General features: G+C 66.8%; 24 protein-coding genes and 1 tRNA gene. 19 read left to right on the top strand and 6 right to left on the bottom strand.

The genetic code is table 11. The features are described 5' to 3' along the window. Positions 1-12: 12 nt before the first annotated feature. The 15 genes from rlmN (at position 13) to AC3WRR_RS26695 (ending at position 16993) form a co-directional block, all read left to right on the top strand. Positions 13-1167 carry a dual-specificity RNA methyltransferase RlmN gene (rlmN, locus tag AC3WRR_RS26625; RefSeq protein ID WP_010809423.1) on the top strand — a complete coding sequence of 385 codons (1155 nt, stop codon included), beginning with the start codon at positions 13-15 and terminating at the stop codon, positions 1165-1167. Beyond that, the gene (pilW, locus tag AC3WRR_RS26630; RefSeq protein ID WP_010809424.1) at positions 1164-1943 is read left to right on the top strand and encodes a type IV pilus biogenesis/stability protein PilW; all 780 of its coding nucleotides are present in this window, start codon (positions 1164-1166) and stop codon (positions 1941-1943) included. The genes rlmN and pilW overlap by 4 nt, the downstream gene beginning before the upstream one ends. After that, entirely contained in the window at positions 1936-2901 is a 966-nt protein-coding gene (locus AC3WRR_RS26635) for a RodZ domain-containing protein (protein ID WP_492298583.1), read from the top strand. Before pilW ends, AC3WRR_RS26635 begins: the two co-directional genes overlap by 8 nt. Before the next feature lie 38 nt (positions 2902-2939). Next, positions 2940-4232 (top strand): flavodoxin-dependent (E)-4-hydroxy-3-methylbut-2-enyl-diphosphate synthase, encoded by a 1293-nt coding sequence (ispG, locus tag AC3WRR_RS26640; protein WP_058697184.1) that lies wholly within the window; start codon positions 2940-2942, stop codon positions 4230-4232. A gap of 39 nt (positions 4233-4271) precedes the next feature. Then, positions 4272-5642 carry a histidine--tRNA ligase gene (gene hisS, locus AC3WRR_RS26645; RefSeq protein ID WP_010809427.1) on the top strand — a complete coding sequence of 457 codons (1371 nt, stop codon included), beginning with the start codon at positions 4272-4274 and terminating at the stop codon, positions 5640-5642. 68 nt (positions 5643-5710) lie between these two features. Further along, a complete protein-coding gene (locus tag AC3WRR_RS26650; protein WP_010809428.1) occupies positions 5711-6343 on the top strand; it encodes a tetratricopeptide repeat protein in 633 nt (210 codons plus the stop codon). Positions 6344-6411: 68 nt separating this feature from the next. Continuing rightward, positions 6412-7587, top strand: a complete 1176-nt coding sequence (gene bamB / locus AC3WRR_RS26655; RefSeq protein ID WP_011615625.1) for an outer membrane protein assembly factor BamB — start codon at positions 6412-6414, stop codon at positions 7585-7587. Positions 7588-7807: 220 nt separating this feature from the next. Next, positions 7808-9151 carry a ribosome biogenesis GTPase Der gene (gene der, locus AC3WRR_RS26660; protein ID WP_010809430.1) on the top strand — a complete coding sequence of 448 codons (1344 nt, stop codon included), beginning with the start codon at positions 7808-7810 and terminating at the stop codon, positions 9149-9151. A 211-nt stretch (positions 9152-9362) separates the two neighbouring features. Beyond that, the gene (hfq, locus tag AC3WRR_RS26665) at positions 9363-9602 is read left to right on the top strand and encodes an RNA chaperone Hfq (protein WP_010809431.1); all 240 of its coding nucleotides are present in this window, start codon (positions 9363-9365) and stop codon (positions 9600-9602) included. A gap of 225 nt (positions 9603-9827) precedes the next feature. After that, complete coding sequence (gene hflX, locus AC3WRR_RS26670) at positions 9828-11090, top strand: GTPase HflX (RefSeq protein ID WP_010809432.1); 1263 nt, start codon at positions 9828-9830, stop codon at positions 11088-11090. Between the two features lie 152 nt (positions 11091-11242). Further along, on the top strand, positions 11243-12604 hold the full coding sequence (gene hflK / locus AC3WRR_RS26675; RefSeq protein ID WP_010809433.1) for an FtsH protease activity modulator HflK: 1362 nt from the start codon (positions 11243-11245) through the stop codon (positions 12602-12604). 10 nt (positions 12605-12614) lie between these two features. Continuing rightward, positions 12615-13523 (top strand): protease modulator HflC, encoded by a 909-nt coding sequence (gene hflC / locus AC3WRR_RS26680; protein ID WP_010809434.1) that lies wholly within the window; start codon positions 12615-12617, stop codon positions 13521-13523. Positions 13524-13723: 200 nt separating this feature from the next. Beyond that, positions 13724-14875 (top strand): ATP phosphoribosyltransferase regulatory subunit, encoded by a 1152-nt coding sequence (locus AC3WRR_RS26685; RefSeq protein ID WP_010809435.1) that lies wholly within the window; start codon positions 13724-13726, stop codon positions 14873-14875. An 85-nt stretch (positions 14876-14960) separates the two neighbouring features. Continuing rightward, positions 14961-16301 carry an adenylosuccinate synthase gene (locus AC3WRR_RS26690; RefSeq protein ID WP_010809436.1) on the top strand — a complete coding sequence of 447 codons (1341 nt, stop codon included), beginning with the start codon at positions 14961-14963 and terminating at the stop codon, positions 16299-16301. 125 nt (positions 16302-16426) lie between these two features. Further along, complete coding sequence (locus tag AC3WRR_RS26695) at positions 16427-16993, top strand: phosphoribosyltransferase (protein ID WP_010809437.1); 567 nt, start codon at positions 16427-16429, stop codon at positions 16991-16993. Positions 16994-17041: 48 nt separating this feature from the next. Here the strand turns inward: AC3WRR_RS26695 and AC3WRR_RS26700 are convergent, their stop codons facing one another. From AC3WRR_RS26700 to AC3WRR_RS26710, 3 genes are all read right to left on the bottom strand, one after another. Beyond that, positions 17042-17653, bottom strand: coding sequence for an NAD(P)-dependent oxidoreductase (locus tag AC3WRR_RS26700; protein ID WP_010809438.1), 612 nt, complete (start codon positions 17651-17653; stop codon positions 17042-17044). A gap of 65 nt (positions 17654-17718) precedes the next feature. Further along, positions 17719-18153 carry an Rrf2 family transcriptional regulator gene (locus AC3WRR_RS26705; RefSeq protein WP_010809439.1) on the bottom strand — a complete coding sequence of 145 codons (435 nt, stop codon included), beginning with the start codon at positions 18151-18153 and terminating at the stop codon, positions 17719-17721. A gap of 388 nt (positions 18154-18541) precedes the next feature. Then, positions 18542-18628, bottom strand: a tRNA-Leu gene (locus tag AC3WRR_RS26710). Positions 18629-18698: 70 nt separating this feature from the next. On the opposite strand from AC3WRR_RS26710, the gene rnr reads away from it, so the two are divergent. The 3 genes from rnr (at position 18699) to AC3WRR_RS26725 (ending at position 22899) form a co-directional block, all read left to right on the top strand. Further along, complete coding sequence (rnr, locus tag AC3WRR_RS26715) at positions 18699-21302, top strand: ribonuclease R (protein WP_010809440.1); 2604 nt, start codon at positions 18699-18701, stop codon at positions 21300-21302. 78 nt (positions 21303-21380) lie between these two features. Further along, on the top strand, positions 21381-22124 hold the full coding sequence (rlmB, locus tag AC3WRR_RS26720; protein ID WP_010809441.1) for a 23S rRNA (guanosine(2251)-2'-O)-methyltransferase RlmB: 744 nt from the start codon (positions 21381-21383) through the stop codon (positions 22122-22124). A 4-nt stretch (positions 22125-22128) separates the two neighbouring features. After that, positions 22129-22899, top strand: a complete 771-nt coding sequence (locus tag AC3WRR_RS26725; RefSeq protein WP_051398485.1) for an SIR2 family NAD-dependent protein deacylase — start codon at positions 22129-22131, stop codon at positions 22897-22899. A gap of 33 nt (positions 22900-22932) precedes the next feature. Here AC3WRR_RS26725 and tal read toward each other — a convergent pair whose 3' ends face one another. Then, positions 22933-23889: a transaldolase gene (tal, locus tag AC3WRR_RS26730; protein WP_010809443.1), complete on the bottom strand. Its 957-nt coding sequence runs from the start codon at positions 23887-23889 to the stop codon at positions 22933-22935. A 158-nt stretch (positions 23890-24047) separates the two neighbouring features. Between tal and rpiA the strand changes: the two genes are divergently transcribed. Beyond that, positions 24048-24734, top strand: coding sequence for a ribose-5-phosphate isomerase RpiA (gene rpiA / locus AC3WRR_RS26735; RefSeq protein WP_011615619.1), 687 nt, complete (start codon positions 24048-24050; stop codon positions 24732-24734). Between the two features lie 68 nt (positions 24735-24802). Here rpiA and AC3WRR_RS26740 read toward each other — a convergent pair whose 3' ends face one another. Together AC3WRR_RS26740 and argA are read right to left on the bottom strand one after the other, a co-directional pair. Further along, complete coding sequence (locus AC3WRR_RS26740; protein ID WP_010809445.1) at positions 24803-25075, bottom strand: oxidative damage protection protein; 273 nt, start codon at positions 25073-25075, stop codon at positions 24803-24805. A 98-nt stretch (positions 25076-25173) separates the two neighbouring features. Further along, the coding region (gene argA, locus AC3WRR_RS26745) for an amino-acid N-acetyltransferase (protein WP_492298585.1) at positions 25174-26562 on the bottom strand (1389 nt) is incomplete at its 5' end.

A 26562-nucleotide genomic window follows, 5' to 3' on the forward strand; every position in this document is an offset into this window, starting at 1 on the left:
GAGTTTGCCGTCATGAACGCTCTCGTCAACCTGCTCGACCTCGACGCGGACGCGCTCACCGCTTATTGCGGCGAGCTCGGCGAGAAGCCGTTCCGTGCGCGGCAACTGCAACGCTGGATCCACCACTACGGTGCCAGCCGCTTCGACGCCATGTCGGATCTCGCCAAGTCGCTGCGCGAAAAGCTCGCGACGCGGGCCGAGATCCGCGCGCCTGCCGCCATTACCGACCACCTGTCGGCCGACGGCACGCGCAAGTGGCTGCTCGACGTGGGCCAGGGCAACGCGGTGGAAACGGTCTACATCCCCGAGGAAACGCGCGGCACGCTGTGCGTTTCCTCGCAGGCAGGGTGCGCCGTCAACTGCCGCTTCTGTTCCACCGGCAAGCAAGGCTTCTCGCGCAACCTCAGCACCGGTGAAATCATCGGCCAGCTGTGGATGGCGGAGTTCGCCATGCGCGAACAACTGGGCCGCGGCCCCAAGGACGACCGCGTCATCTCCAACGTGGTGATGATGGGCATGGGCGAGCCGCTGCTGAACTACGATGCTGTCGTGCCGGCCATGCGCCTGATGCTCGACGACAACGCCTACGGCCTGTCGCGCCGCCGCGTGACGCTGTCCACCTCCGGCGTGGTGCCGATGATGGACCGGCTGTCCAAGGATCTCCCGGTGGCTCTCGCCGTGTCGCTGCACGCGTCCAATGACGCCTTGCGCGACGTGCTGGTGCCGCTGAACAAGAAGTACCCGCTGGCCGAACTGATGGCGGCATGCCGCCGCTACCTGGAATTCGCGCCGCGCGATTTCATTACTTTCGAATACTGCATGCTGGACGGCGTCAACGACGGCGTCGAGCATGCGCGGGAACTGCTGAAGCTTGTGGCCGACGTGCCGTGCAAGTTCAACCTGATCCCGTTCAATCCCTTCCCCGAATCGGGCCTGAAGCGCTCCAACAACGATCAGATCCGGCGCTTTGCGCAGGTGCTGATGGACGCAGGGATCGTGACCACCATCCGCAAGACCCGCGGCGACGATATCGACGCCGCCTGCGGCCAGCTTGCCGGTGAGGTGAAGGACCGCACGCGCCTGGCCGAGCGCGGCAAGTTCGGCAAGATCACGCCACTGGTGCCGGTCGCTGCTTCCGGCCAGCCTCGGGAGGTTCGCCCTGCATGATCCGTCTGATCGCTGCGGCCCTGCTGGGGCTGCTGATGTTGTCCGGCTGCCAGCTGCCGCATGCGCCGGCGCAGGATCCCCAGACCGCTTCCGACCAGACCGATGCAAGGCGCCGTGCCGGCATCCGGCTGCAGCTCGCCACCAACTATCTGGAGGCCGGCCAGAACGCGGTCGCCCTTGACGAGATCAAGCAGGCCATTGCCATCGATCCGGCGCTTGCCGATGCCTACCATGTGCGCGCGCTGATCTACATGAACATGAATGAGCGCACGCTGGCCGACGACAGCTTCCGCACGGCGGTGTCGATGCGTGCCAACGACGGCGACCTGCTCAACAACTACGGCTGGTTCCTGTGCCAGGAAGGGCGCTACGGCGAGGCCGTGCCGATGCTGCAGCGCGCGATGGCGGCGCCGTCAGCAGGCGGCCCCGCCAAGCCGCTGATCAGCCTGGGCGCGTGCGAACTGCGCCAGGGCCACAGCGCCGAAGCGGAAAAGAACCTGAAGGCCGCGCTCGGCTACGACCGCAACAACCCGGTGGCCAACACCAACCTCGCGCTGGTCTTCTACCGGCGCGGCGACTTCGCGCAGGCCCGGCAATATATCCAGCGCGTCAACAACAGCCAATATGTCAATGCGCAATCCCTCTGGCTGGGAGCGCGCATTGCCCACCGTCAGGGCGACAGCCGCACGCAGGATGCGCTTGGGGCGCAACTGCGCAGCCGCTTCCCCGACTCGCGTGAGTTGACCGCCTACGAACAAGGAGCATGGGATGAGTGAGCACGACCGCGCCGCAGGCCAGGCCGTACCGACGCAACAAGTCGGCGGGGGCGCGCACGAAGGAGAACGCGAAGCTGCCGCACGCGAGATCGGCGCAGCGCTGGCGCGCGAGCGCGAGGCGCAGCGCATGTCGGTGGAAGACGTCAGCGCGCGCCTGAAGGTGGCTGCAGGCAAGCTGCGCGCGATCGAGGCCGGCAACCTGCAGGCACTGCCCGACGTGACCTTCGCCAAGGGCGTGATGCGTGCCTATGCGCGCATGCTGCACGTCGACATCGACCCGCTGCTGGCACGCTTCCAGCCGCGCCCGGTGGCGCAGGTGGCGGAAATTGCCCGGCAGCGCGAAGGTGGCATCAATGCGGCCTTCGACGACCGCAACCGCTTCCGCTCGGGCGGCAACGGCGGCCGCTGGGTCTGGCTGGCGCTGGTGGCCGTGCTGGTGGCCGCGGGCGGCTGGTTCGGGCTTGACCATATCCGCGCATGGATCGATGCGCGCAGCAGCGCTGCCGAGACCGTAACGGCTGAAGCGCCTGCCGTGATCCAGAGCACGGAAGCCGGCACCGTGACGGCGGTGCTGCCGCCGGTCATGGCCGCCAGCGATTCGCCGGCGCCGTCTGCCGAAACCGCTCCGGCCAGTGCCGCCGCGGCCTCCGTGGCCGCGCTGGCGCCCGCAGCCGCATTCGCGCCTGCAGCTGCCGCGGCACCGGCTGCGCCAGCAGGAGAGGGCGAACTGCAGATCCGCTTTGCCGCCGATACCTGGTATGAGATCCGGGACAATAGCGGCAAGATCGTCATGGGCGGTACCGCCAAGGCTGGCCAGACCGTGGCCGGTGGCGGCACGGCCCCGTACAAGGTGGTGATCGGCAACGTCAAGGGCGTCGAGTCGCTGACGCGCAATGGCACGCCGGTCGACCTGAAGGCAGCCAACCGCAACAACGTGGCGCGCCTGACGCTGCCCTGACGCGGGCGCGAGGTGCGTCTTTGCAAGGTGGTAACGCTATGAACCAACAGCTCTGTCTCCCGGTCCTGCCCGGTCCGCTGCCGCGCCGCCAGACGCGCCAGGCGCGCGTTGCGTGGGGCGACAATGTGGTGACCATTGGCGGCGGTGCGCCGGTGCGCGTGCAGTCGATGACCAACACGGATACGGTCGACGCCATCGGCACGGCCATCCAGATCAAGGAACTGGCGCGTGCGGGCTCGGAGATCGTGCGCATCACGGTGAACACGCCCGAGGCCGCCGCCGCGGTGCCGTCGATCCGCGAGCAGCTCGACCGCATGGGCGTGGACGTGCCGCTGGTGGGCGACTTCCACTACAACGGCCACAAGCTGCTGCAGGACTATCCGGCCTGTGCCGAGGCGCTGTCCAAGTACCGGATCAACCCCGGCAATGTCGGCCAGGGCGCCAAGCGCGACACGCAGTTCGCGCAGATGATCGAGATGGCGTGCCGCTACCACAAGCCGGTGCGCATCGGCGTGAACTGGGGCAGCCTGGACCAGGACCTGCTGGCACGGATCATGGACGAGAACGCCGGGCGCGCCGAGCCGTGGCCGGCGCAGAGCGTGATGATCGAGGCGCTGATCACCTCGGCCATCGACTCGGCCAAGAAGGCCGAGGAAATCGGCCTGCCGGGCGACCAGATCATCCTGTCGTGCAAGGTGTCGCAGGTGCAGGAACTGGTCGCGGTGTACCGCGAGCTGGCACGCCGCTGCGACTACGCGCTGCACCTCGGGCTGACCGAGGCCGGCATGGGCAGCAAGGGCATCGTGGCGTCGACCGCGGCGCTGTCGGTGCTGCTGCAGGAAGGCATCGGCGACACCATCCGCATCTCGCTGACGCCTGAACCCGGCGCGCCGCGCGAGAAGGAGGTGTACGTGGGGCAGGAGATCCTGCAGACCATGGGCATGCGCAACTTCACCCCGATGGTGATTGCGTGCCCGGGCTGTGGCCGCACCACCAGCACCGTTTTCCAGGAGCTGGCGGCAAGCATCCAGGCCTACCTGCGCGAGCAGATGCCGCAATGGAAGACCGCCTACCCGGGCGTCGAGGAAATGGATGTGGCCGTGATGGGCTGCATCGTCAATGGCCCGGGCGAGAGCAAGCACGCCAACATCGGCATCTCGCTGCCGGGCTCGGGTGAATCGCCGGCGGCGCCGGTGTTCGTCGACGGCGTCAAGGTGAAGACGCTGCGCGGCGAGCGCATTGCAGAAGAATTCCAGGCGATCGTAGATGAATACGTTCGCACGCATTACGGCCCGGGCGCTGCGCGGGCCGACAAAGAAGTGGCAGCCTGAGCCGGACCGGCCGGGTGCCAGCAGCCTGACAAGAACAGAATGACGCAATCCGAGAACGTTGCCGCCGCAGGCGGTGCCAAGACCGAACCGAAGGTGCGCCCCGCCAAGGCCCTGCAGGGCGTGAAGGGCATGAACGACATGCTGCCGGCGGACGCGCCGCTGTGGGAGCATTTCGAGAATGCCGCACGCGCCATGCTGCGTGCCTACGGCTACCAGCAGATCCGCACGCCGATCGTCGAGCATACGCAGCTGTTCGTGCGCGGCATCGGCGAGGTCACTGACATCGTCGAGAAGGAGATGTACTCCTTCACCGATTCGCTCAACGGCGAGCAGCTGACGCTGCGCCCCGAAGGCACCGCCGCGGCCGTGCGCGCCACCATCGAGCACAATCTGCTGTACGACGGCCCCAAGCGCCTGTGGTACACCGGCCCGATGTTCCGCCACGAGCGTCCGCAGCGCGGCCGCTACCGCCAGTTCCACCAGCTCGGCGCCGAGGCGCTGGGCTTTGCCGGCCCGGACGTGGATGCCGAAATCATCCTGATGTGCCAGCGCCTGTGGGACGACCTGGGCCTGGTTGGCGTGCGCCTGGAGCTCAATTCGCTGGGGCAGGCCCATGAACGCGCCGCGCACCGCGAACAGCTGATCAAGTACCTGGAAGGCTTCCAGGACATCCTGGACGACGACAGCAAGCGCCGCCTGTACACCAATCCGCTGCGCGTGCTGGACACCAAGAACCCGGCGCTGCAGGAGATGGCGGCGAACGCGCCCAAGCTGATCGATTTCCTGGGCGAGGAGTCGCTGGCGCACTTCGAGGGCGTGCAGCGCCTGCTCAAGGCCAACAACATCCCGTTCAAGATCAATCCGCGCCTGGTGCGTGGCCTGGACTACTACAACCTGACGGTGTTCGAGTGGATCACCGACAAGCTGGGTGCGCAGGGCACCATCGCCGGCGGCGGGCGCTATGACCCGCTGATCGCGCAGATGGGCGGCAAGCCGGCGCCGGCCTGCGGCTGGGCCATGGGCATCGAGCGCATCATCGAGCTGATCCGCGAAGAGGGCGTGGTGCCCGACGCGGCGGGCTGCGACGTCTACCTGGTGCACCAGGGCGAAGCCGCCGCGCAGCAGGCGATGATCGCCGCGGAACGGCTGCGCGACGCAGGCCTGGACGTGGTGCTGCACGCCAGCCCCGACGGCAAGGGCGGCAGCTTCAAGTCGCAGATGAAGCGCGCCGACACAAGCGGCGCGGCCTATGCCGTTATCATTGGCGACGACGAAGTGGCTGCCGGCGTGGTCCAGGTCAAGGAACTTCGCCAGCGCGAGCAGGCCGAAGGCGGTGGACAACAGGCCACCGTGCCGGCCGAGGGACTGGTCGATTACCTGATCGACGCCATGGTCGGCGCCAGCGAATAAATCGCGCACCGGCCACCCGGAAAACCCAGTACACGAGTACCTAACCCAACGCAGGTGATTGCCTCGACATGGCTTACGATCTAGAAGAACAGGAACAGCTTGAGAATCTGAAGGCCTGGTGGCGCCAGTACGGCAATGCGCTGACCTGGGTGCTGATCGTCGCGCTGCTGGCGTTCGCCGGCTGGAACGGCTGGAAGTACTGGGAACGCAAGCAGGCCGGCGAGGCCGCGGTGCTGTACGAGCAGGTGCTCAAGGCCGCCGAGGCGCGCGACATCGAGCGCATCAAGCGCGCCGCGACCGACCTGGAAGACAAGTACGGCCGCACCGCCTATGGCCAGATGAGCGCGCTGGTCGCGGGCCGCGTGCTGTACGATGCGGGCGACCTCGCCGCGGCCAAGAGCCAGCTGCAATGGGCCATCGACCATGGCGACCAGGAGTATTCGCACCTGGCGCGCGTGCGCCTGGCCGGCGTGCTGCTCGACGAGAAGGCCTACGACAAGGGCCTGGCGCTGCTCAAGGATGAACCGCCGGCAGCGTTCGTGGCGCTGTATGCCGACCGCCGCGGCGACCTGCTCGCCGCGCAGGACAAGCGCGACGATGCGCGCACGGCCTATCGCAAGGCGCTGGACAAGCTGGGCCAGGAAGAGCCGGCGATGCGCCAGATCATCCAGTTCAAGCTTGATGCGCTGGGCACGGCCTGATCCGGCCGCTCCCGAACGCATGCAAACACCGCATATCCAGCGGATCGTATAAACAGGACCGTAACCCTATGACGTCAGTGCTTTCCCGTGCCGTACATCGCCAGCCCGCCCGCGCCATGACCCGTGCGCTGGTGGCGGTTGCCTGCCTGGCCACACTGGGCGGCTGCTCGCTGTTCAGCAAGGAAAACAAGCACCCGCCCGCCGAGCTCAAGCCGGTCTCGGGCACGCTGTCGGTGCGCCAGGCCTGGAAGGCCGACGTGGGCAAGAGCGGCCCCTATTCGATGCAGCCGGCCGCGGCGGGCAACAACGTCTACGTGTCGTCCAATAACGGCAACGTGATGGCGCTGGAAGGCGCCAGCGGGCGCGTGCTGTGGAAGTCCAAGGCCGACCTGGACCTGACCTCGGGTCCGGGCAGTGATGGCTCGGTGACGGCGGTCGCCGGCGAGAAGGGCGCCATCTATGCCTTTGACGCCAGCGGCAAGCAGATCTGGAAGAAGCAGGTCAACGGCGAGGTGCTGTCGGCGCCGCTGGTCGGCAATGGCCTGGTGGTGGTGCGCACCACCGACACGCGCGTATTCGGCCTGGACGCCGAGACCGGCGAGCGCCGCTGGATCTACCAGCGTTCGCAGACGCCGCTGAACCTGCGCGCGGCGATGGGGATGGTGTTTGCCGGCGACGGCATCGTGATGGGCTTCCCCGGCGGCAAGCTGGGCGTGCTGACGCCGGGCAACGGCGTGCTGCGCTGGGAGAGTGCGGTCTCGTACCCGAAGGGCGTGTCGGAGATCGAGCGCCTGAACGACGTCACCGGCCTGCCGATGGTGAGCGGGCGCCAGGTCTGCGCCACCACCTTCCAGGGCCGGGTGGCCTGCCTGGAACTGGCCAGCGGGCAGCCGCAGTGGGGCAAGGATTTCTCGTCGCCGAGCGGCCCGGCGCAGGATGACAATGCAATTTACGCCAGTGACGAGCAGTCGGTCGTGCATGCGTTCGACCGCCAGAACGGCAACGAGCGCTGGAAGAACAACGACCTGCGCAATCGCCGCCTGGGCGCGCCGCTGGCCCTGGGCCGCTCGGTGGTAATGGGCGACTTTGAAGGTTATGTACACTTCCTGTCGCGCGAAGACGGCCAGGTCATCGCACGCATGAAGACCGATGGCAGTGCCATCACCGCCGCGCCCGTGGTGGCGGGGCAGACCCTGGTAATCCAGACCCGCGACGGCGACGTCTACGGTTTCCAGCCTGGCTGACAGGAATCCAATGCGCGCTGCCGTACACCTGTCGGTACGGCCAGCGCCGAATCCGGTAGCATGATCCTTAGCGCGGCAATTGCAGCGGGTCCGTTGACCCGGCGCCGCGCCCGACAGGACAAGCGGCAGACCGCGCCCTAGGTGGCGCGGCGTGCCGTCGGATCCATTGACTCCGGAGTTACCGGGGGGCGGCGTGCCGGCCCCCGTTTCCGTTTATTGCATGAAACCAGTTATCGCACTTGTCGGCCGCCCCAATGTGGGCAAGTCGACGCTATTTAACCGCATGACCCGATCGCGCGACGCCCTTGTCGCCGACCTGCCGGGCCTGACGCGCGACCGCCATTATGGGGAAGGGCGCATCGGCGAACGTCCGTTCATCGCCATCGATACTGGCGGCTTCGAGCCGGTGGTCAAGGAAGGCATCGTCGCCGAGATGGCCAAGCAGACCAAGCAGGCCGTGGTCGAGGCTGACGTGGTGATCTTCATCGTCGACGGCCGCCTGGGCCTGGCGCCGCAGGACCGCGCCATCGCCGACTACCTGCGCAAGACCGGACGGCGCATCATGCTGGCGGTCAACAAGGCCGAGGGCATGAAGTACACCTCGGTGGCGGCCGACTTCTATGAGCTGGGCATGGGCGATCCGTACGCGATCTCCGCTGCCCACGGCGACGGCGTGAGCGAACTGGTCGACGAAGCCATCGAACTCGCGGTCCAGGAGCGCCCCGAGCTGGGCGAAGAGATTCCGGACGAAGGCAAGGGCGTCAAGATCGCCATCGTCGGGCGCCCCAATGTGGGGAAATCCACGCTGGTCAACACGCTGATCGGCGAAGAGCGCGTGATCGCGTTCGACATGCCCGGCACCACCCGGGATGCCATCTACGTGGAGTTCGAGCGCGGCGGCAAGCCCTACACGCTGATCGACACGGCAGGCTTGCGCCGGCGCGGCAAGGTGTTCGAGGCGATCGAGAAGTTCTCGGTGGTCAAGACGCTGCAGTCGATCGCCGATGCCAATGTGGTGATCCTGCTGCTCGATGCGCAACAGGATATTTCCGACCAGGACGCGCATATCGCCGGCTTTATCGTGGAATCGGGCCGCGCACTGGTGGTGGGCGTCAATAAATGGGATGGGCTGGACGGCCATACCCGCGACCGCATCAAGCATGACCTGGAACGCAAGCTGCAATTCCTTAGCTTCGCGAATTTCCATTTTGTCTCGGCACGCGAGCGTACCGGCATTGGCGCGCTGATGCGTTCGGTCGATGACGCGTTCGCCGCGGCCATGGTCAAGCTGCCGACGCCGCAGCTGACGCGTGTGCTGCAGGAAGCGGTGGAATTCCAGCAGCCCAAGCGGGTCGGCGCGTCGCGGCCCAAGCTGCGCTACGCGCACCAGGGCGGCTCGAATCCGCCCATTATCGTGATCCACGGCAATGCGCTCTCGGGCGTTGCGGAAACCTACCGGCGCTACCTGGAAAATCGTTTCCGTACGGCATTCAAGCTAAAGGGCACCCCTCTTCGCATCGAATTTCGTACGAACAAAAATCCGTACGCGGACTCGAAGGATTGAGTCCGGAATCGGATTCCTGGCGGGGCAAGTTTTCGTTTGCGTTCGTTTGGAACTGCGGCTAAATTTGCGGTAGCAGGGGGTTCCCTGTGCATTGACGCCGACTTGGTACCGTTTTTGATCTTTTTTCTGGCGCGTTTTTGCGCCGCCTGACTTGAACCGGGGATTTCCATCCCCATCATTCACCACTAAACCTATAAATTTGGAGTGTGCCATGAGCAACAAAGGGCAACTGCTACAAGACCCGTTCCTGAACGCGCTGCGCAAAGAGCACGTGCCGGTTTCCATCTACCTCGTCAATGGCATCAAGCTGCAAGGCAATATCGAATCGTTCGACCAGTATGTCGTCCTGCTGCGCAACACCGTGACGCAGATGGTCTACAAGCATGCGATTTCCACTGTCGTTCCTGCGCGCGCGGTCAATTTCCGCGTGGATGACGCCGCCGAGGCCTGATCTCCTTGCGGGCATCGTGCGGGCGCCCCGCGGCGCCGCACCGATGCCCGGCGCCGGTGCGCCATTGCGCCCGGTGCCGCGCGGCCTGGCGGTTGCCAATGCCGCCACCGCTGCCGCCACGTTCCGCATCATGCGGCGGCCTGTCCCGGCAGGGGCCGGGACAGTGTCCGACATCCGCCCGCCTTCCCCCTGAACCCGTTTTTCCCTGCGCTTTCGCGCCCGCCCTTGGACCCCAGAGCCACTTCAAATACCGCCCCTTCGCGCGCCATTCTGGTCGGCGTCGACTTCGGCAAGCATGATTTCCAGGAAAGCCTCAGCGAACTGGCGCTGCTGACCTCTACCGCTGGCTCTGTGCCGGTGCATACGTTGACGGGCCGCCGCTCGCGGCCGGATCCGGCGCTGTTCATCGGCTCGGGCAAGGCCGAGGAGCTGAAGGAGGCCGCCGACGCGCTGGATGCCGACGTGGTGGTGTTCAACCACGCCCTGAGCCCGGCACAGCAGCGCAACCTGGAGCGCTTCCTGAACCGCCACGTGATCGACCGCACCGGCCTGATCCTGGACATCTTCGGGCAGCGCGCGCAGAGCCACGTGGGCAAGGTGCAGGTGGAGCTGGCGCAGGTCCAGTACCGCGCGTCGCGGCTGGTCCGCGCGTGGAGCCACCTGGAGCGGCAGAAGGGCGGCATCGGCATGCGCGGCGGCCCCGGCGAGCGCCAGCTCGAGCTGGACCGGCGCATGCTGGACGAGCGCGCCAAGCGGCTCAAGTCCGATCTGTCGCGGCTGCAGCGCCAGCACAGCACGCAGCGGCGCGCGCGCGCGCGCAATGACACGCTCAGCATTTCGCTGGTGGGCTATACCAACGCGGGCAAGTCGACGCTGTTCAATGCGCTGACCAAGGCTGGCGCCTATGCGGCCGACCAGCTGTTCGCCACGCTCGACACCACCTCGCGCCGCCTGTTCCTGGACGGGCTGGGCAACGTGGTGCTGTCCGACACGGTCGGCTTTATCCGCGACCTGCCCACGCAACTGGTGGCGGCATTCCGCGCCACGCTGGACGAGACCGTGCATGCCGACCTGCTGCTGCATGTGGTGGATGCATCGAGCCCGGTGCGCCACGAGCAGATCGAGCAGGTCAACCGCGTGCTGGCGGAAATCAACGCGCTGGACATCCCGCAGATCGTGGTGATGAACAAGATCGATGCCGCGCCCGAGCTGCTGGAGCAGGGCCCGCGCCTGGAGCGCGACGAGGACGGCATCCCCACCCGCGTGTTCCTGAGCGCGCGCGAGGGCATGGGCCTGGATGCGCTGCGCGAGGCCGTGGTCGAGGTGGCGCAATGGCTGGCCAGCCGCCCGCCCGAGCCGCAACCCTATGACCCGCGCCTGGCCGACGTGCCCCAGTACGCCGATGCCGGCGATGATGGCAGTGCAGATGAGGGCGGCGTGGCTGACGGCAGCGACGACGCTGATGCGGGGGATTCGGACAGGCTGTAGCCTGTCAAGTTGCCGTCAGTTCGCCGCCAGTGCTCCGGCCGTTCTGCCCAATCCCGGTGCGATTGCTGCCGGGATTGCGCGAATTGGCCAAAAGTGGCTCGGATGACTGCTAGAATCCCCCTGTTACAAACTTCCCCGGACCCGTGCACTTCATGCCCCAGTTTCCCCGGAATGCTGATTCGAGCCTGACACCAGGCGGCCGCTTCGCGCTGCGCGCGGGCTGGCAGCGCCTGCGCGCCATCTTCTCGCTGAACGATCCGCGCTGGGGTCGCAACGGTCAGGACGACGACGACAAGAAGGACGGTCGCGACGACAACCGCCAGCAGAACCAGCGCCCGCAGCAGGACGGCGGCCCGCCCGACCTGGACGAACTGTGGCGCGACTTCAACCGCCGCCTGAACGGCCTGCTCGGCCGCAAGGACAACGGCGGCGGCAACAACCAGGGCTTTGGCGGTCCGCGCACGCCGGGCAAGGGCTCGGGGGTGGGCGCTGGCGTGATCGTCGCGGCCGTGGTCGGCATCTGGCTGGCCAGCGGCTTCTTCATGGTTCAGGAAGGCCAGACCGCGGTGATCCTGCAGTTCGGCAAGTTCAAGTACTCCACCGGCCCCGGCATCAACTGGCGCATGCCCTGGCCGGTCCAGTCGGCCGAGATCGTCAACCTGTCGGCGGTGCGTTCGGTCGAGGTGGGGCGCTCCACCTCGATCAAGGACAGCAACCTGAAGGACTCGTCGATGCTGACGCAGGACGAGAACATCATCGACGTGCGCTTTACCGTGCAGTACGTGATCCAGGACGCCGGCGAATTCCTGTTCTTCAACAAGACCGACCGCGGTGGCGATGAAGAGCTGGTGACGCAGGCCGCCGAGACCTCGGTGCGCGAGATCGTCGGCCGCAACAAGATGGACGCGGTGCTGTACGAGAGCCGCGAACAGATCGCGCAGCAACTGGCCAAGTCGATCCAGGCCATCCTGACGGCGTACAAGACCGGCATCCGCGTGCTGTCCGTGAACGTGCAGAGCGTGCAGCCGCCCGAGCAGGTGCAGGCCGCGTTCGACGACGTCAACAAGGCCAGCCAGGACCGCGAGCGCGCGATCAGCGAAGGCCAGGCCTATGCCAATGACATCCTCCCGCGCGCCAAGGGTACCGCGGCGCGCCTGAAGGAAGAGTCCGAAGCCTACCGCTCCCGCGTGGTGGCGCAGGCCGAGGGCGATGCCTCGCGCTTCCGTTCGGTGCAGACCGAATACGCCAAGGCGCCGCAGGTGACGCGCGACCGCATCTATCTGGAAACCATGCAGCAGATCTACACCAATTCGACCAAGGTGCTGGTGGACGCGCGCCAGGGCAACAATCTTCTCTACCTGCCGCTGGACAAGCTGATGGCACAGGCCGACGGCCGCGCTGCGCCGCAGCCGGGCCAACCGGGTGCGGCCAGCCCGCCGGCGTCCGCGCCGGATGCATCGACGGACGCCCGCTCGCGCGAAGCGCTGCGCAACCGCGACCGCGACTCGCGCTGAGGAGACCGTCATGAACCGACTGATTTCCTTCGCGATTGGCTTTTTCATCCTGCTGGCCGTGGTTTCGTCCATGCTGTTCGTGGTCGACCAGCGCCAGTACGCCGTGGTGTTCGCCTTCGGCCAGATCAAGCAGGTGGTGCGCGAGCCCGGCCTGCACTTCAAGCTGCCGCCGCCGTTCCAGAACGTGGTGTTCATGGACCGGCGCCTGCAGACCATCGACGTCGCCGCCAACGAGCGTTTCCTGACCGCCGAGAAGAAGAGCATGGTGGTGGACTGGTTCGTCAAATGGCGCATCACCGATCCGCGCAAGTTCTTCGTGGCCTTCGGCGGCAACCTGCGCGGCGCGCAGGACCGCATGACCCAGCGCATCGACTCGGTGGCGCGCGAGGAGTTCGGCAAGCGCACCGTGGCCGACGTGGTCGCCGGCGAGCGTGAGCAGGTGATGCAGGCCATCCGCAACGGCATGGCTGAATATGCCAAGTCGGTCGGCGTCGAGATCCTGGACGTGCGCCTCAAGCGCGTTGACCTGCTGCCCGCGATCAGCGAATCGGTGTACCGCCGCATGGAGGCCGAGCGCAAGCGCGTGGCCAACGAACTGCGCTCAACCGGCGCCGCGGAGGGCGAGAAGATCCGCGCCGATGCCGACCGCCAGCGCGAAGTGGTGCTGGCCGAGGCCTACCGCGACGCCCAGGTGATCAAGGGCCAGGGCGATGCCAAGGCCTCGCAGATCTATGCCGACGCGTTTGGCCGCGATCCGCAGTTCGCGCAGTTCTGGCGCAGCATGGAGGCTTACCGCAACACCTTCCGCGACAAGCGCGACGTGCTGGTGCTTGAGCCCAACTCCGAGTTCTTCCGCTACATGCGTTCCAGCGGTGGTGCCGCCGCGGCCGCCTCGGGCGGATCCGGAGGCAAGCGCTAGCACCGTCGCTTGTCCGTGTGGCGAATTGACGAAACCCCGGCTTGCCGGGGTTTTGTCCGGCTGGAGCCATCCTCGCCGAGTGATGGCGCGGGCGCGTGGCGCCTGCGATGACGTTTCTGGTCAAGGACCGGTGCCTTGGAGCATTGCCTCGCGAGGTGGTCCGAATGACTGAGAAGAGATTGACTGAGAAGAGATTCACTATGTCCAACCATTGGCTGCTGCCAGAAAACATTGCCGACGTGCTGCCGTCGGAAGCGCGCAAGATCGAAGAACTGCGCCGCCGCATGCTGGACCTGTTCCGCACCTACGGCTATGAGCTGGTGATGCCGCCGATGCTGGAATACCTGGAGTCGCTGCTGACCGGCACCGGCCATGACCTGGACCTGCGCACGCTCAAGCTGGTGGACCAGCTGTCGGGCCGCACCATGGGCCTGCGTGCCGATATCACGCCGCAGGTGGCGCGCATCGACGCGCACCTGCTGAACCGCCCGGGCGTGACCCGCCTGTGCTACGCGGGCAACGTGCTGCATGCGCGCCCGGCGGGCTTCCACGCCACGCGCGAGCCGATCCAGATCGGCGCCGAGATCTATGGCCATGCCGGCCTGGAAGCCGACATCGAGATCCAGGACCTGATGCTGGCCGCGCTGCAGGCGGCGGGGTTGTCCGATGTCCGCATCGACATGTGCCATGCCGGCATCCTGGAAGCGCTGCTGGCGGGCCTGCCGTCGATCCGCAAGATCGAGGACGCGCTCTTTGCCGCGCTGGAAACCAAGGATGTGCCGGCCCTGCGCGAACTGACCGTGGGCATGCCGCAGACCGAGCGTGATGCGCTGCTGGCGCTGCCGACGCTGTACGGCGGCGTGGACGTGATCGATCGCGCGCGCGCGACGCTGCCGGCCAGCCCGGCCATCGGCCGCGCGCTGGACGAACTGGCGGCACTGGCGGTGCAGGTGCGCGGAGCCAGCGTGAATATCGACCTGTCGGATTTGCGCGGTTACCACTATCACAGTGGCGTGATGTTCGCGGCCTATGTTGCTGGCCTGCCCAATTACGTGGCGCGCGGCGGCCGTTACGACAAGGTGGGCGAGGCCTTCGGCCGTGCGCGCCCGGCCACGGGTTTCTCGCTGGATCTGCGAGAAGTGGCGGCGCTGTCGCCCGTGGAAGTGCGCGCCCAGGCGATTTTTGCGCCCTGGGATGCGGATCCGGCACTCCGGGCCGCGATTTCCGCGCTGCGCGCGGCCGGCGAGATCGTGATCCAGTCGCTGCCCGGCCATACCCACGAGCTCGATGAATTCAACTGCGACCGGCAGCTGGTGCGCCAGGATGCCGGCTGGGCCGTGGTGCCGCGCTGACGCTTGGGCGCCGGGCGTGCCCAAAAATCGAGAATCGCCCGGCAACAAGAGTAGAATACGTTTTTAACCTATTGACCAAAGCAATATGTCCGCATCCGCAGTAGGCCAGGGACGCAATGTCGTCGTGATCGGCACCCAATGGGGTGACGAAGGCAAAGGAAAAATCGTCGATTGGCTTACCGACCAGGCACAGGGTGTGGTGCGGTTCCAGGGTGGCCACAACGCTGGCCACACGCTGATCATCGGTGGCAAGAAGACCATTCTCCGCCTGATTCCGTCCGGGATCATGCGCGACGGCACGGTCTGCTACATCGGCAACGGTGTGGTGCTGTCGCCCGAAGCTTTGTTCCGTGAAATCGAAGAGCTCGAAGGCGCAGGCCTGCAGGTGCAGAGCCGCCTGCGCATTTCCGAGGCTGCCACGCTGATCCTGCCGTACCACGTTGCCATCGACAAGGCGCGCGAAGCGCGCCGTGGCGCCGCCAAGATCGGCACCACCGGCCGTGGCATTGGCCCGGCCTATGAAGACAAGGTGGCCCGCCGCGCGCTGCGCGTGCAGGACCTGTTCGATCCGCAGCAGTTCGCCGAGCGCCTGCGCGAGAACCTGGACTACCACAACTTCATGCTGACCCAGTACCTGGGCGCCGAAGCCGTGGACTTCCAGCAGACCCTGGACGAAGCGCTGGCCTACGCGCCGCGCCTGGCGCCGATGGTGGCCGACGTGTCGGCCGAGCTGTACGCGGTCAATGCCGCCGGCGGCAACCTGATGTTCGAAGGCGCGCAAGGCACGCTGCTGGACGTGGACCACGGCACCTATCCGTTCGTGACCTCGAGCAACTGCGTGGCCGGTGCTGCCGCGGCGGGCGCCGGCGTCGGCCCGGGCCGCCTGAACTACATCCTGGGCATCACCAAGGCCTACTGCACGCGCGTGGGCGCGGGCCCGTTCCCGAGCGAGCTGTACGACAACGACAACCCGTCGCGCCAGGACCCGGTCGGCGTGCGCCTGGCCAACGTCGGCAAGGAATTCGGTTCGGTCACCGGCCGTCCGCGCCGCACCGGCTGGCTGGATGCCGCCGCGCTCAAGCGCTCGGTGCAGATCAACGGCGTGTCGGGCCTGTGCATGACCAAGCTGGACGTGCTCGATGGCCTGGAAACCATCAAGCTGTGCGTGGGCTACGAGCTCGACGGCAAGACCGTCGACATCCTGCCGCGCGGCTCTGATGCCGTGGCTCGCTGCGTGCCGGTCTACGAGGAATTCCCCGGCTGGAACGAGTCGACCTTCGGCGTGAAGACGTGGGACGCGCTGCCCGAGCAGGCCCGCGTCTACCTGAAGCGCGTGGAAGAAGTGGTCGGCATTCCGATCGACATGATCTCGACCGGCCCGGACCGCGACGAGACCATCCTGCTGCGTCATCCGTACAAGGCCTGACCCGGCAGCAGCCCACCACCAGGCTGCGGCGCCACGAGCGCTGCGGCCCGCCAGAAATAAATCGGCCCGCGCAAGCGGGCCGAGCCATATCGGTCAACCGACCCGACGATACAAAGAGTAAAACGATGAACCTGCCAACGAACGATGACGAGAACCTGTGGGTCTCCTGGGACGAATACCATCGCCTGATCGCACGCCTGTCGCTGAACGTGCATGAGTCGGGCTGGAAGTTCGACAAGATCCTGTGCCTGGCGCGCGGCGGGCTGCGCGTGGGCGACCAGATGTCGCGCATCTTCGACGTGCCGCTGGCCATCCTGGCCACCAGCAGCTACCGCGAGGCCGCGGGCACGCAGCAGGGCAACCTGGACATCGCTCAGTACATCACCATGACCCGCGGCGAACTGACGGGCAGGGTGCTGCTGGTCGACGACCTGGTGGATTCGGGCATCACGCTGGAACGTGTGGGCCGCCACCTGAAGGAACGCTATCCGGCCGTGACCGAGGTGCGTTCGGCCGTGCTGTGGTACAAGGCGTGCTCGAAGGTCGAGCCGGACTACCACGTGACCTTCCTGCCGTCGAACCCGTGGATCCACCAGCCGTTCGAAGAGTACGACACGCTGCGCCCGCACAACCTGGCCGCCTGGCTCAAGCGCGGCAAGCGCGCCAGCCAGGACGACGGCGCGCAGGCCTGATGCGCTTGTGCCGGGGCCTGCCGCTACGGGCGGCCCCCGGCGGCCGGCTTAATAGCCGACCGTGAAACGCTGGCGCGAATGCGCCGGCTTTTCGATCTCATCGAGCATCGCGATGGCATAGTCTTCCATCGAGATCCAGCTCTTGCCTGCTGCGTCGCTCAGCAGGTTTTCCTCGCCAACGCGGAACTTTCCGGTACGCTCGCCCGGCTCGAACAGTGCCGACGGCGACAGGAAGGTCCAGTCGATCTGTTGTTCGCCGCGCAGCGCGTTGAGGAAGTCGCGGCCTGCGAGGGCTTCGGGCTTGTAGGCATCGGGGAAGTTCGGGGTGTCGACCAATTGCACCCCCGGCGCGACATGGAGGCTGCCGGCGCCACCCACCACCAGCAGGCGCGGCACGCCGGCCTGGCGCACGGCCGAGGTCACCTGCTGCGCGTTCAGCTGCGCAAAGCGCGCGCTGCTGATGACCACGTCGTTGCCGGCCAGGGCGGCAGCCAGTGCGGCGCCGTCGGCGCCGTCCACGTCCGCGGTGGTCACGCCGTCGCGTGCGGGCAGTTTGCTGGCCTGGCGCGCAATGGCGGTCACCTGGTGGCCGCGGCGCAGGGCTTCGTCGGTCAGGCGCGTGCCAACACGGCCGGTGGCGCCGATGATTGCGATCTTCATGGTCACTCCTTCTTTCGGTCAGGTTGATATGAAACCATTGTGGTTACATATCGGGGCAAAAAAATTCAGCGCTTGCGGCGCTGGCTGTTGCCTTCGACATCGGCGAGCATGCTGGCGATGGTGGCGCCGGCAAGGGTATCGTCCATGGCCGCCTGCGCACGGTCCGCGACCTTGCGCAGCGCACCGGTGATCTCGCGCCCGACCGGGCAGGCCGGGTTGGGCGCGCTCTGGTGCAGCGTGATCAGCGCGGTGGTTTCCACCACGCGGAACACGTCGAGCAGCGTGATTGACGCAGCCGGGCGCGCCAGCGTGGCGCCGCCGGTGCTGCCCATGGTGGTCGCCACCAGCCCGGCTTCAGCCAGTTGACCGACCAGCCGCCGGATCAGCGCCGGGTTGGTGCCCACGCTGGCGGCGATCAGCGACGAGGGCACCGGCTCGGCCGAACTGGCGAGCAGGGTAAGGATGTGGACTGCCACGGCGAACCGGCTGCTTGTGCTCAACGCTTGTGCTCGGGATGTCAGGTGCAATGTGAAACCATGATAGTTACACATGGTCGGGCATGTCAAGCACGGACAGGAGCGCAAGGAGGGCGGAGTACCGGGAGGGAAGGAGGTAATACGCCGATGTGGCAGCCAATGGCCGGTGGAATGCCGGAATCGCCACTGAAGCTGTTACACTCCTCGACATTGCCGTACCGTTGTGGTTCGGCTGTCGCGCGGGGTACGGTGCGCGGTTTCACGGACGGGAAAAAACCCGTACGCTCGCAGGTATGACATCGCGGCATGGCCGCCAAGCAAGGAGTGCAAGTTGCCGGATCTGATGCGCGAAACAGGCGTCAAAAACAAAAAACCCGCAGGGCTCGAAAGCGCTGCGGGTTTTCCGGTAACTTGGTGCCCAGGAGAGGACTCGAACCTCCACAGTGTTGCCACCGCTAGGACCTGAACCTAGTGCGTCTACCAATTCCGCCACCTGGGCAGGTGTCGAAACAACCGAAGCGCTCATTATAGAGAGCGCGAGAATTTTGTCAAATAGTTTCCAGAAAAAATTGAATCAGAACAACTATCCGATCCCCAGCCGGGAAGAAATCCTGGGCGTGCTGAGAACGTCGGGATCCCCCCAGTCGGCCGGCGATATTGCCAAGGCCCTCTCCGTCACGCGCAAAGAGCATGACGGTTTCCAGAAGCGCCTGGCGGCCATGGAGCGCGACGGCCAGATCGAGCTGAACCGCAAGGGCCGCTATGAGCTTGCCCATCAGCCGAACTTCGTCACCGGCCGGGTGCAAGGTCACCGCGACGGCTTCGGCTTCCTGATCCGCGACGACGGCGAAGACGACATCTTCCTGCCCGAGCGCGAGCTGCAGAAGGCCATGCACAACGACCGCGCGCAGGTGCGCGTGGTGGGCTACGACCGGCGCGGGCGCCCTGAAGGGCAGATCGTCGAGATCATCGAGCGCGCCAACCGTTTTGTCATCGGCCGTCTGCTCAGTGAAGGCGGCGTGCTGGTGGTGGCGCCTGAAGACAAGCGCATCAGCCAGGACATCCTGATCCCGCCCAAGGCGCAGGGCAAGGCACGGGTGGGGCAGGTGGTCAGCGTCGAGCTGATCGAATTCCCCGACCGCTACGTGCAGCCGGTGGGCCGCGTGGTGGAGGTGCTGGGCGAAATCGACGATCCCGGCATGGAGATCGAGATCGCCGTGCGCAAGTACGGCGTGCCACATGCGTTCTCGCCGGCCGCTGCCCAGGAAGCCTCCGCGCTGCCCGACGAGGTGCGCCAGGCCGACCTGGACCACCGCATCGACCTGCGCGACATCCCGCTGGTGACCATCGACGGCGAAGACGCACGCGACTTCGACGATGCGGTCTATTGCGAGCCGGTCAAGATCGGCCGCGCCAAGGGCTGGCGCCTGATCGTGGCGATCGCCGACGTGTCGCACTATGTGCGCCCCGGCACCCCGCTGGATGCGGATGCGCTGGACCGGGCCACTTCGGTCTACTTCCCGCGCCGCGTGATCCCGATGCTGCCGGAGAAGCTGTCCAACGGGCTGTGCTCGCTCAATCCGCACGTGGACCGGCTGTGCATGGTGTGCGATGCCGTGATCACCGCCAAGGGCGAGCTCAAGGGCTACCAGTTCTACCCGGCCGTGATGCATTCGACCGCGCGCCTGACCTACAACGAGGTCTGGTCGGTGCTGTCCAACACCAAGGGCCCCGAGGCGCACAAGCGCGGCGAGCTGGTGCCGCACCTGCAGAACCTGTATGAGTTGTTCCAGGTCCTGCTCAAGGCACGGCGCGCGCGCGGCGCGATCGACTTCGACACCACCGAGACCTATATCGTCTGCAACGCGCAGGGCAAGATCGAGCAGATCCTGCCGCGCACGCGCAACGATGCGCACCGGCTGATCGAGGAGTGCATGCTGACCGCCAACGTCTGCGCGGCCGACTTCCTCGAACGCTTCAAGCACCCGGCGCTGTACCGCATCCACGCGGGCCCCAGCGAAGAGAAGCTGAAGAACCTGCGCGACTTCCTGCGCACCGCCGGCCTGTCGCTGGGCGGCGGCGACAAGCCGCAGGCATCGGACTACGCCGAGGTGATGGACAAGATCAAGTCCCGTCCCGACGCGCCGATGCTGCAGACCATGCTGCTGCGCTCGATGCAGCAGGCGGTGTACAGCCCGGACAATATCGGCCACTTCGGCCTGTCGTACGAGGCCTACGCGCACTTCACCAGCCCGATCCGCCGCTACCCCGACCTGCTTGTGCACCGCGCGATCAAGGCGGTGCTGGCACATACCAAGTACCAGCCGGCGTTTGCGCACGGGACCGAGCTGAATACCGCGATCTCGCCCAAGGCGCGCCGGCTGCAGGCCAAGGACGCCGAGCAGAAGGCAGAACTGACCGCGGCGCGCGCCAGGCGCAACGAGGCCATCTGGGACGAGCTTGGCCTGCACTGCTCGGCCAATGAGCGCCGCGCGGACGAGGCTTCGCGCGATGTCGAGGCCTGGCTCAAGTGCTACTTCATGCGCGACAAGCTGGGCAGCGACTACGCCGGCACCGTCAGCGCCGTGACCTCGTTCGGCATCTTCGTGCAGCTCGACGAGCTGTACGTGGAAGGCCTGGTCCACGTGACCGAGCTGGGCAGCGACTACTTCCAGTACGACGAGGCCCGCAACGAACTGCGCGGCGAGCGCACTGGCATCCGCTACCGCCTGACCGACCGCGTGCGCGTGCAGGTATCGCGCGTGGACCTGGATGCGCGCAAGATCGACTTCCGCCTGGTGCAGGAGCCGTCGGCGAAAACCCTGCGCGCCCGCGCGGGGGGCACCGAGACCCAGCCGCGCGTGCCCGCCGCCCATGCGGTGCCAGCACGCAAGAAGGGCCGCCAGCTGGCGGCGCTGCTGGGCGGCTCGTCCAAGCCGGAAGAGTCGTTCGACGAGACGCTGGACCGCGTGATCGAGGAGCAGCCGGTGTTCGAGGCCGTGATCACGCCGCTCAGGCCGCACGTGAAGACCGGCGGCAAGCCGGCCAAGCGCGCGGCCAAGCCCAAGCCCGCGCACCTGGAGAAGCCGCACAAGCCGGCCTCCAAGTCGCACCAGGCCAAGCCGGCGGGCAAGACGCCGGCCAAGAGCCCGCGCACCCCGCGCAAGCGCTGAAGCTTGCGGCGGCCGCCATGCCGCCGCCTCTCGCCCCCGGCCTGCTGCCGGGGGCGAGAGGGCGAGTACAATCGCGCCATGGCTAAAAACAAACTCCTGATCGGCTTTCACGCCGTCACCGCACGCCTGCGCCAAGATGCCAAGGGCGTGACCGATGTCTATATCGAATCCGCGCGCCGCGACCGGCGCATGCAGGACTTCGTGCGCCTGGCCGAAAGCCTGGGCGTGCGCCTGCATCCGGTCGATGCCGAGCGCCTGCGCGGCATGGCCGGCACCGACCGCCACCAGGGCGTGGTGGCACGTGCCGAAGACGTGGCACTGGCGCTGAACCTGGATGAACTGCTCGACGGCATCGAAGGCACGCCGCTGCTGCTGGTGCTGGACGGCGTCACCGACCCCCACAACCTGGGTGCCTGCCTGCGCGTGGCCGACGGCGCCGGCGCGCATGCCGTGATCGCCCCCAAGGACCGCAGCGTCGGCCTCAATGCCACCGTGGCCAAGGTCGCCAGCGGCGCCGCCGAGACCGTGCCCTATATCACCGTCACCAACCTGGCCCGCACCCTGCGTGAGCTGCAGGAACGCGGCATCTGGGTCATCGGCACCGCCGACGGCACCGAAAAATCGCTGTATGACATCGACTTCAAGGGGCCGACCGCGATCGTGATGGGCGCCGAGGGCGAGGGCATGCGCCGCCTGACGCGCGAGACCTGCGACGAGCTGGTCGGCATCCCGATGGCGGGCGGTGTGGAAAGCCTGAACGTCTCGGTCGCCAGCGGCGTATGCCTGTACGAAGCCGTGCGCCAGCGGCGCCTGCCGCGATAAGTCCATGGCCGCTGATTACGGTCTCCTTGACATGCCGGGGCTTGAGGAAGCACGCCGGCTGATCGCGGCCGCCGGCAATATCTTCGTGCTGACCGGCGCCGGCATTTCCGCCGAATCCGGCGTGCCGACCTTCCGCGACGCGATGACCGGGCTGTGGCAGCAGTTCGACCCGGAAGAGCTGGCCAGCGAGGACGCCTACCGCCGCCAGCCGGCGCTGGTCTGGGAGTGGTACCTGCATCGGCGCGAGCTGGTCGCAGCCGTGCATCCCAACCCGGCGCACCATGCGCTGGTCGCGCTGGCTGCGCAGAGACCTTTCACGCTGGTTACGCAGAACGTGGACGGCCTGCACCAGCGCGCCGGCAGCGCGGGCGTGATCGAACTGCATGGCAACCTGTTCGCCAACAAATGGCTGGACGGGTGCGGACGCTGCAACGAGGCGACCGCGCTGCCCGGCATGCCGCCGCGCTGCAACCTGTGCGGCGCGCTGATGCGTCCGGGCGTGGTGTGGTTCGGCGAGGACCTGCCGCGCGTGGCGCGCTACCGCGCCGAGCATGCGGCGCAGCACTGCGACCTGTGCCTGGTGGTCGGCACCTCGGGGCTGGTCTATCCGGCGGCGGGGCTGCCGGGCCTGGCGCGCGAGCATGGCGCGCCGGTGATCGTGGTCAATCCGCAGCCGTCGGCGCTGGACCAGACCGCGGATATCGTGCTGTCCGCCGCGGCGGGGGCATGTCTGCCATTGCTGTGGCCGCCGCAGCCGGCGCCCTCGGCCGGCTGAGCCTGGATCCGGGCGTTGCCGCCCGGACCATCCTTACTTCGCAATCTCGCCGATCAGCTTCTCCAGCTTGACCGCATCCGCCGCAAACAGGCGGATGCCTTCGGCCAGCTTCTCGGTCGCCATCGCATCCTCATTCAACTGCCAGCGGAAGGCCGGCTCGTCGGCCGCGATGCGGGCGATATTGGCAGCCTGGGCCTGGTCCACCGACAGCTTGTGCGCCACCGGGCCCTGGCCGGCGGCGAGCTGCTCGAGCAGCTCGGGGCTGATGGTGAGCAGGTCGCAGCCGGCCAGCGACAGGATCTGCGTGGTGCTGCGGAAGCTGGCGCCCATCACCTCGGTCGGGTAGCCGAACTTCTTGTAGTAGTCGTAGATCTGGCGCACCGAGCGCACGCCGGGGTCGTTGTCGCCGCCATTGGCGGCCGCGTCCCATTGCTCGCCGGCCTGCTTCTTGTACCAGTCGAAGATGCGGCCGACGAAGGGCGAGATCAGCTGCGCGCCGGCCTCGGCGCACGCCACCGCCTGCACCAGCGAGAACAGCAGCGTCATGTTGCAGCGGATGCCGTCGCGCTGCAGGATCTCGGCTGCGCGGATGCCTTCCCAGGTGGAGGCAATCTTGATCAGCACGCGTTCGCGCGCAATGCCGCGCTGCTCGTACAGCTGGATCAGGTGGCGCGCCTTGGCCACGCTGGCCTCGGTGTCGAAGGACAGGCGCGCATCGACTTCGGTCGAGACGCGGCCCGGCACGATCGCCAGGATCTCGCAGCCGAAGGCGATCAGCACTTCGTCCATCACCGCATCGACGCCGCCGTTGCCGTGGTGGTCCTGTACCGCCTTCTCCAGCAGGTGCCGGTATTCGGGCTTTTGCACGGCCTTCAGGATCAGCGACGGATTGGTGGTCGCGTCCTGCGGGGTGTACTGCTTCATCAGCTGGAAGTCGCCGGTATCGGCCACTACCGTGGTGAACTGCCTGAGTTGTTCGAGCTGGTTCATGGTCGCTTGGTCGTCTGCTTGTGCGTCTGCAAAATCGTTCGCGGGCATCAGGGGTGCGCGTACGGCACCCGGTCCGGTCCATTGTACCGTCGCCCGCGTGACCTGCCGCCGCAATCCGCTACACTACGCGTTTCCCCCAACGCAATCTGGCTGTTGTCATGACTCAGGATGAACTCAAGGCGCTGGTCGCGCAAGCTGCCGCCGACTACGTGAAGCAGGAAGTGCCCGAAGGGGCAGTGCTCGGGGTGGGCACTGGCTCCACTGCCAATCTCTTCATTGACGCCGTGGCGGCATTCAAGGAGCGCTTCGCCGGTGCGGTGTCGAGCTCCGAGGCCTCCACGCGCCGCCTGCAGCAGCACGGCTTCAAGGTGCTGGACCTGAACGAAGTCGACGAGATCCCGGTGTATGTCGACGGCGCCGACGAGATCGACGCCAGCGGCGCCATGATAAAGGGCGGCGGCGGGGCGCTCACGCGCGAGAAGATCGTGGCTTCGGTCGCGAAGCGCTTTGTCTGCATCGCCGACGGCAGCAAGCTGGTCCAGACCATGGGCACCTTCCCGCTGCCGGTCGAGGTGATTCCGATGGCACGTGCAGCGGTGGCGCGCAAGCTGCAGGCCCTGGGTGGCCAGCCGCGTCTGCGCATGACCAAGGAAGGCGGCATCTACAAGACCGACAACGGCAATGTGATCCTGGACGTGGCCGGCCTGAAGATCGACGATCCGCGCGGCCTGGAACAGGCCGTCAACCAGGTGCCGGGCGTGGTCACGGTGGGCCTGTTCGCGCTGCGCGGCGCGGATGTGTTGCTGCTGGGCACCGGCGACGGCGTGCAGCGCACTGACTACTGAGCAAAGTCGTCCGCTGCCAAGCAAAAAGGGGTGCCTGAGGCACCCCTTTTGTCATTTGCCGGTCCGGTTCAGGACTGCGGCGGCACGTAGCCCTGGGCCTGGTCGGCGCCCTCGCCGAAGAAGTACTTCTCGGTCTGCTTGAGCAGGTACTGGCGCGCGCGCGCATCGGCCATGTTCAGGCGGTTTTCGTTGATCAGCATGGTCTGGTGCTTGAGCCAGCCAGCCCAGGCTTCCTTCGACACGCTTTGCCAGATCTTCTTGCCCAGTTCGCCGGGCAGCGGCGGGAAGTCGAGGCCTTCGGCTTCCTTGTTCAGCTTGATGCATTGGACCATGCGGGCCATGGGGACTCCTTGGTATGTTCGTTAGAGCTTCGGCGCTGGCGCTATTGTAGCCAAGCGGGGCACCGGGCCGCGGCGCTGCGGCGATTGCCCCTACGGCTTCAGAGCTTTTTCATCAGCACCATGGACTTGCGCTGCCAGTTGTAGAGCTTGCGCTTGTCCTCGGGCAGGTCGTCGACGTTGGCGTGGACGAAACCGCGCTTCAGGAACCAGTGTTCGGTCCGGGTGGTGAGCACGAACAGCTTCTCCAGGCCGAGCGCGCGGGCGCGGCGCTCGATGCGCTTGAGCAGGCGCTCGCCGTCGCCGGTGCCCTGGGCTTCCTGCGATACCGTCAGGCAGGCCATCTCGCCCATGTTCTCGCGCGGGTAGTCGTAGAGCGCCGCGCAGCCGAACAGCACGCCGTCGTGCTCGATCACCGAGAAGTTGGAGATATCGCGCTCGATCAGGTGGCGTCCGCGCGGCACCAGCGTGCCATCCTGCTCCAGCGGGGCGATCAGCTGGACGATGCCGCCGACGTCGTCGAGCGTGGCTTCGCGCAGGCTTTCCAGGTCGGTGTCGGACAGCATGGTGCCGACGCCGTCGTGCAGGAACAGTTCCAGCAGCACCGCACCGTCGAGCGAATAGGGGATCAGGTGCGCACGCGGCACACCGCCCTTGAGCGCCTTGACCAGGTGCTGCAGGTAGTTGGCCACGTCCGGCGGCAGATGGTTGTTTTGCAGGCGCTCCACGGCGGTGCGCAGGGACATTTCCTGCATCATCTTGCCGACCGGATCGGGCACGCCCGGCACCTCGGTGATGAAGATCAGCTTGTCGGCCTTGAGCGCCGTGGCGGTGGCGCTGGCCACGTCTTCCATCGACAGGTTGAAGGCCTGGCCGGTGGGCGAGAAGCCCAGCGGCGACAGCAGCACCACCTTGCCGTGCGACAGCGACATGCGCACGGACTCGGCGTCGATCTTGCGCACCAGGCCGGTGTGCTGGTAGTCGGTGCCGTTGACGATGCCGACCGGGCGGGCAGTCACGAAGTTGCCGGAGATCACCGACAGCTGGGCGCCGGCCATCGGCGTATTGGGCAGGCCCTGGCTGAAGGCGGCCTCGATGTCCAGGCGCAGTTCGCCGGCGGCTTCCTTGGCGCATTCGAGCGCGGCGTTGTCGGTGACGCGCACGCCATCGACGAACTGTGACTCGACATGGCGCAGCGCCAGCTGTTCTTCCACCTGCGGGCGCGAGCCGTGCACCAGCACGATTTGCATGCCCATGGCGTGCAGCAGCGCGACGTCGTTGACCAGCGCATTGAGCACGCCCGACTTGACCAGTTCTCCAGCGAAGGCGATCACAAAGGTCTTGCCGCGGAAGGCATGGATATACGGCGCCACCATGCGCAGCCAGTCGACGAACTGCTGGTGGTCGGGGCCGCTGCGCTCGGGCTCGGCCGCCGTGGGCGCCGGGGCGGCGGGCACGGGGGAGGTCGGGGCAGGCGCGGGGAATTCAGC

This window comes from Cupriavidus sp. FW305-3-2-15-C-LB2 (genome assembly GCF_058787575.1).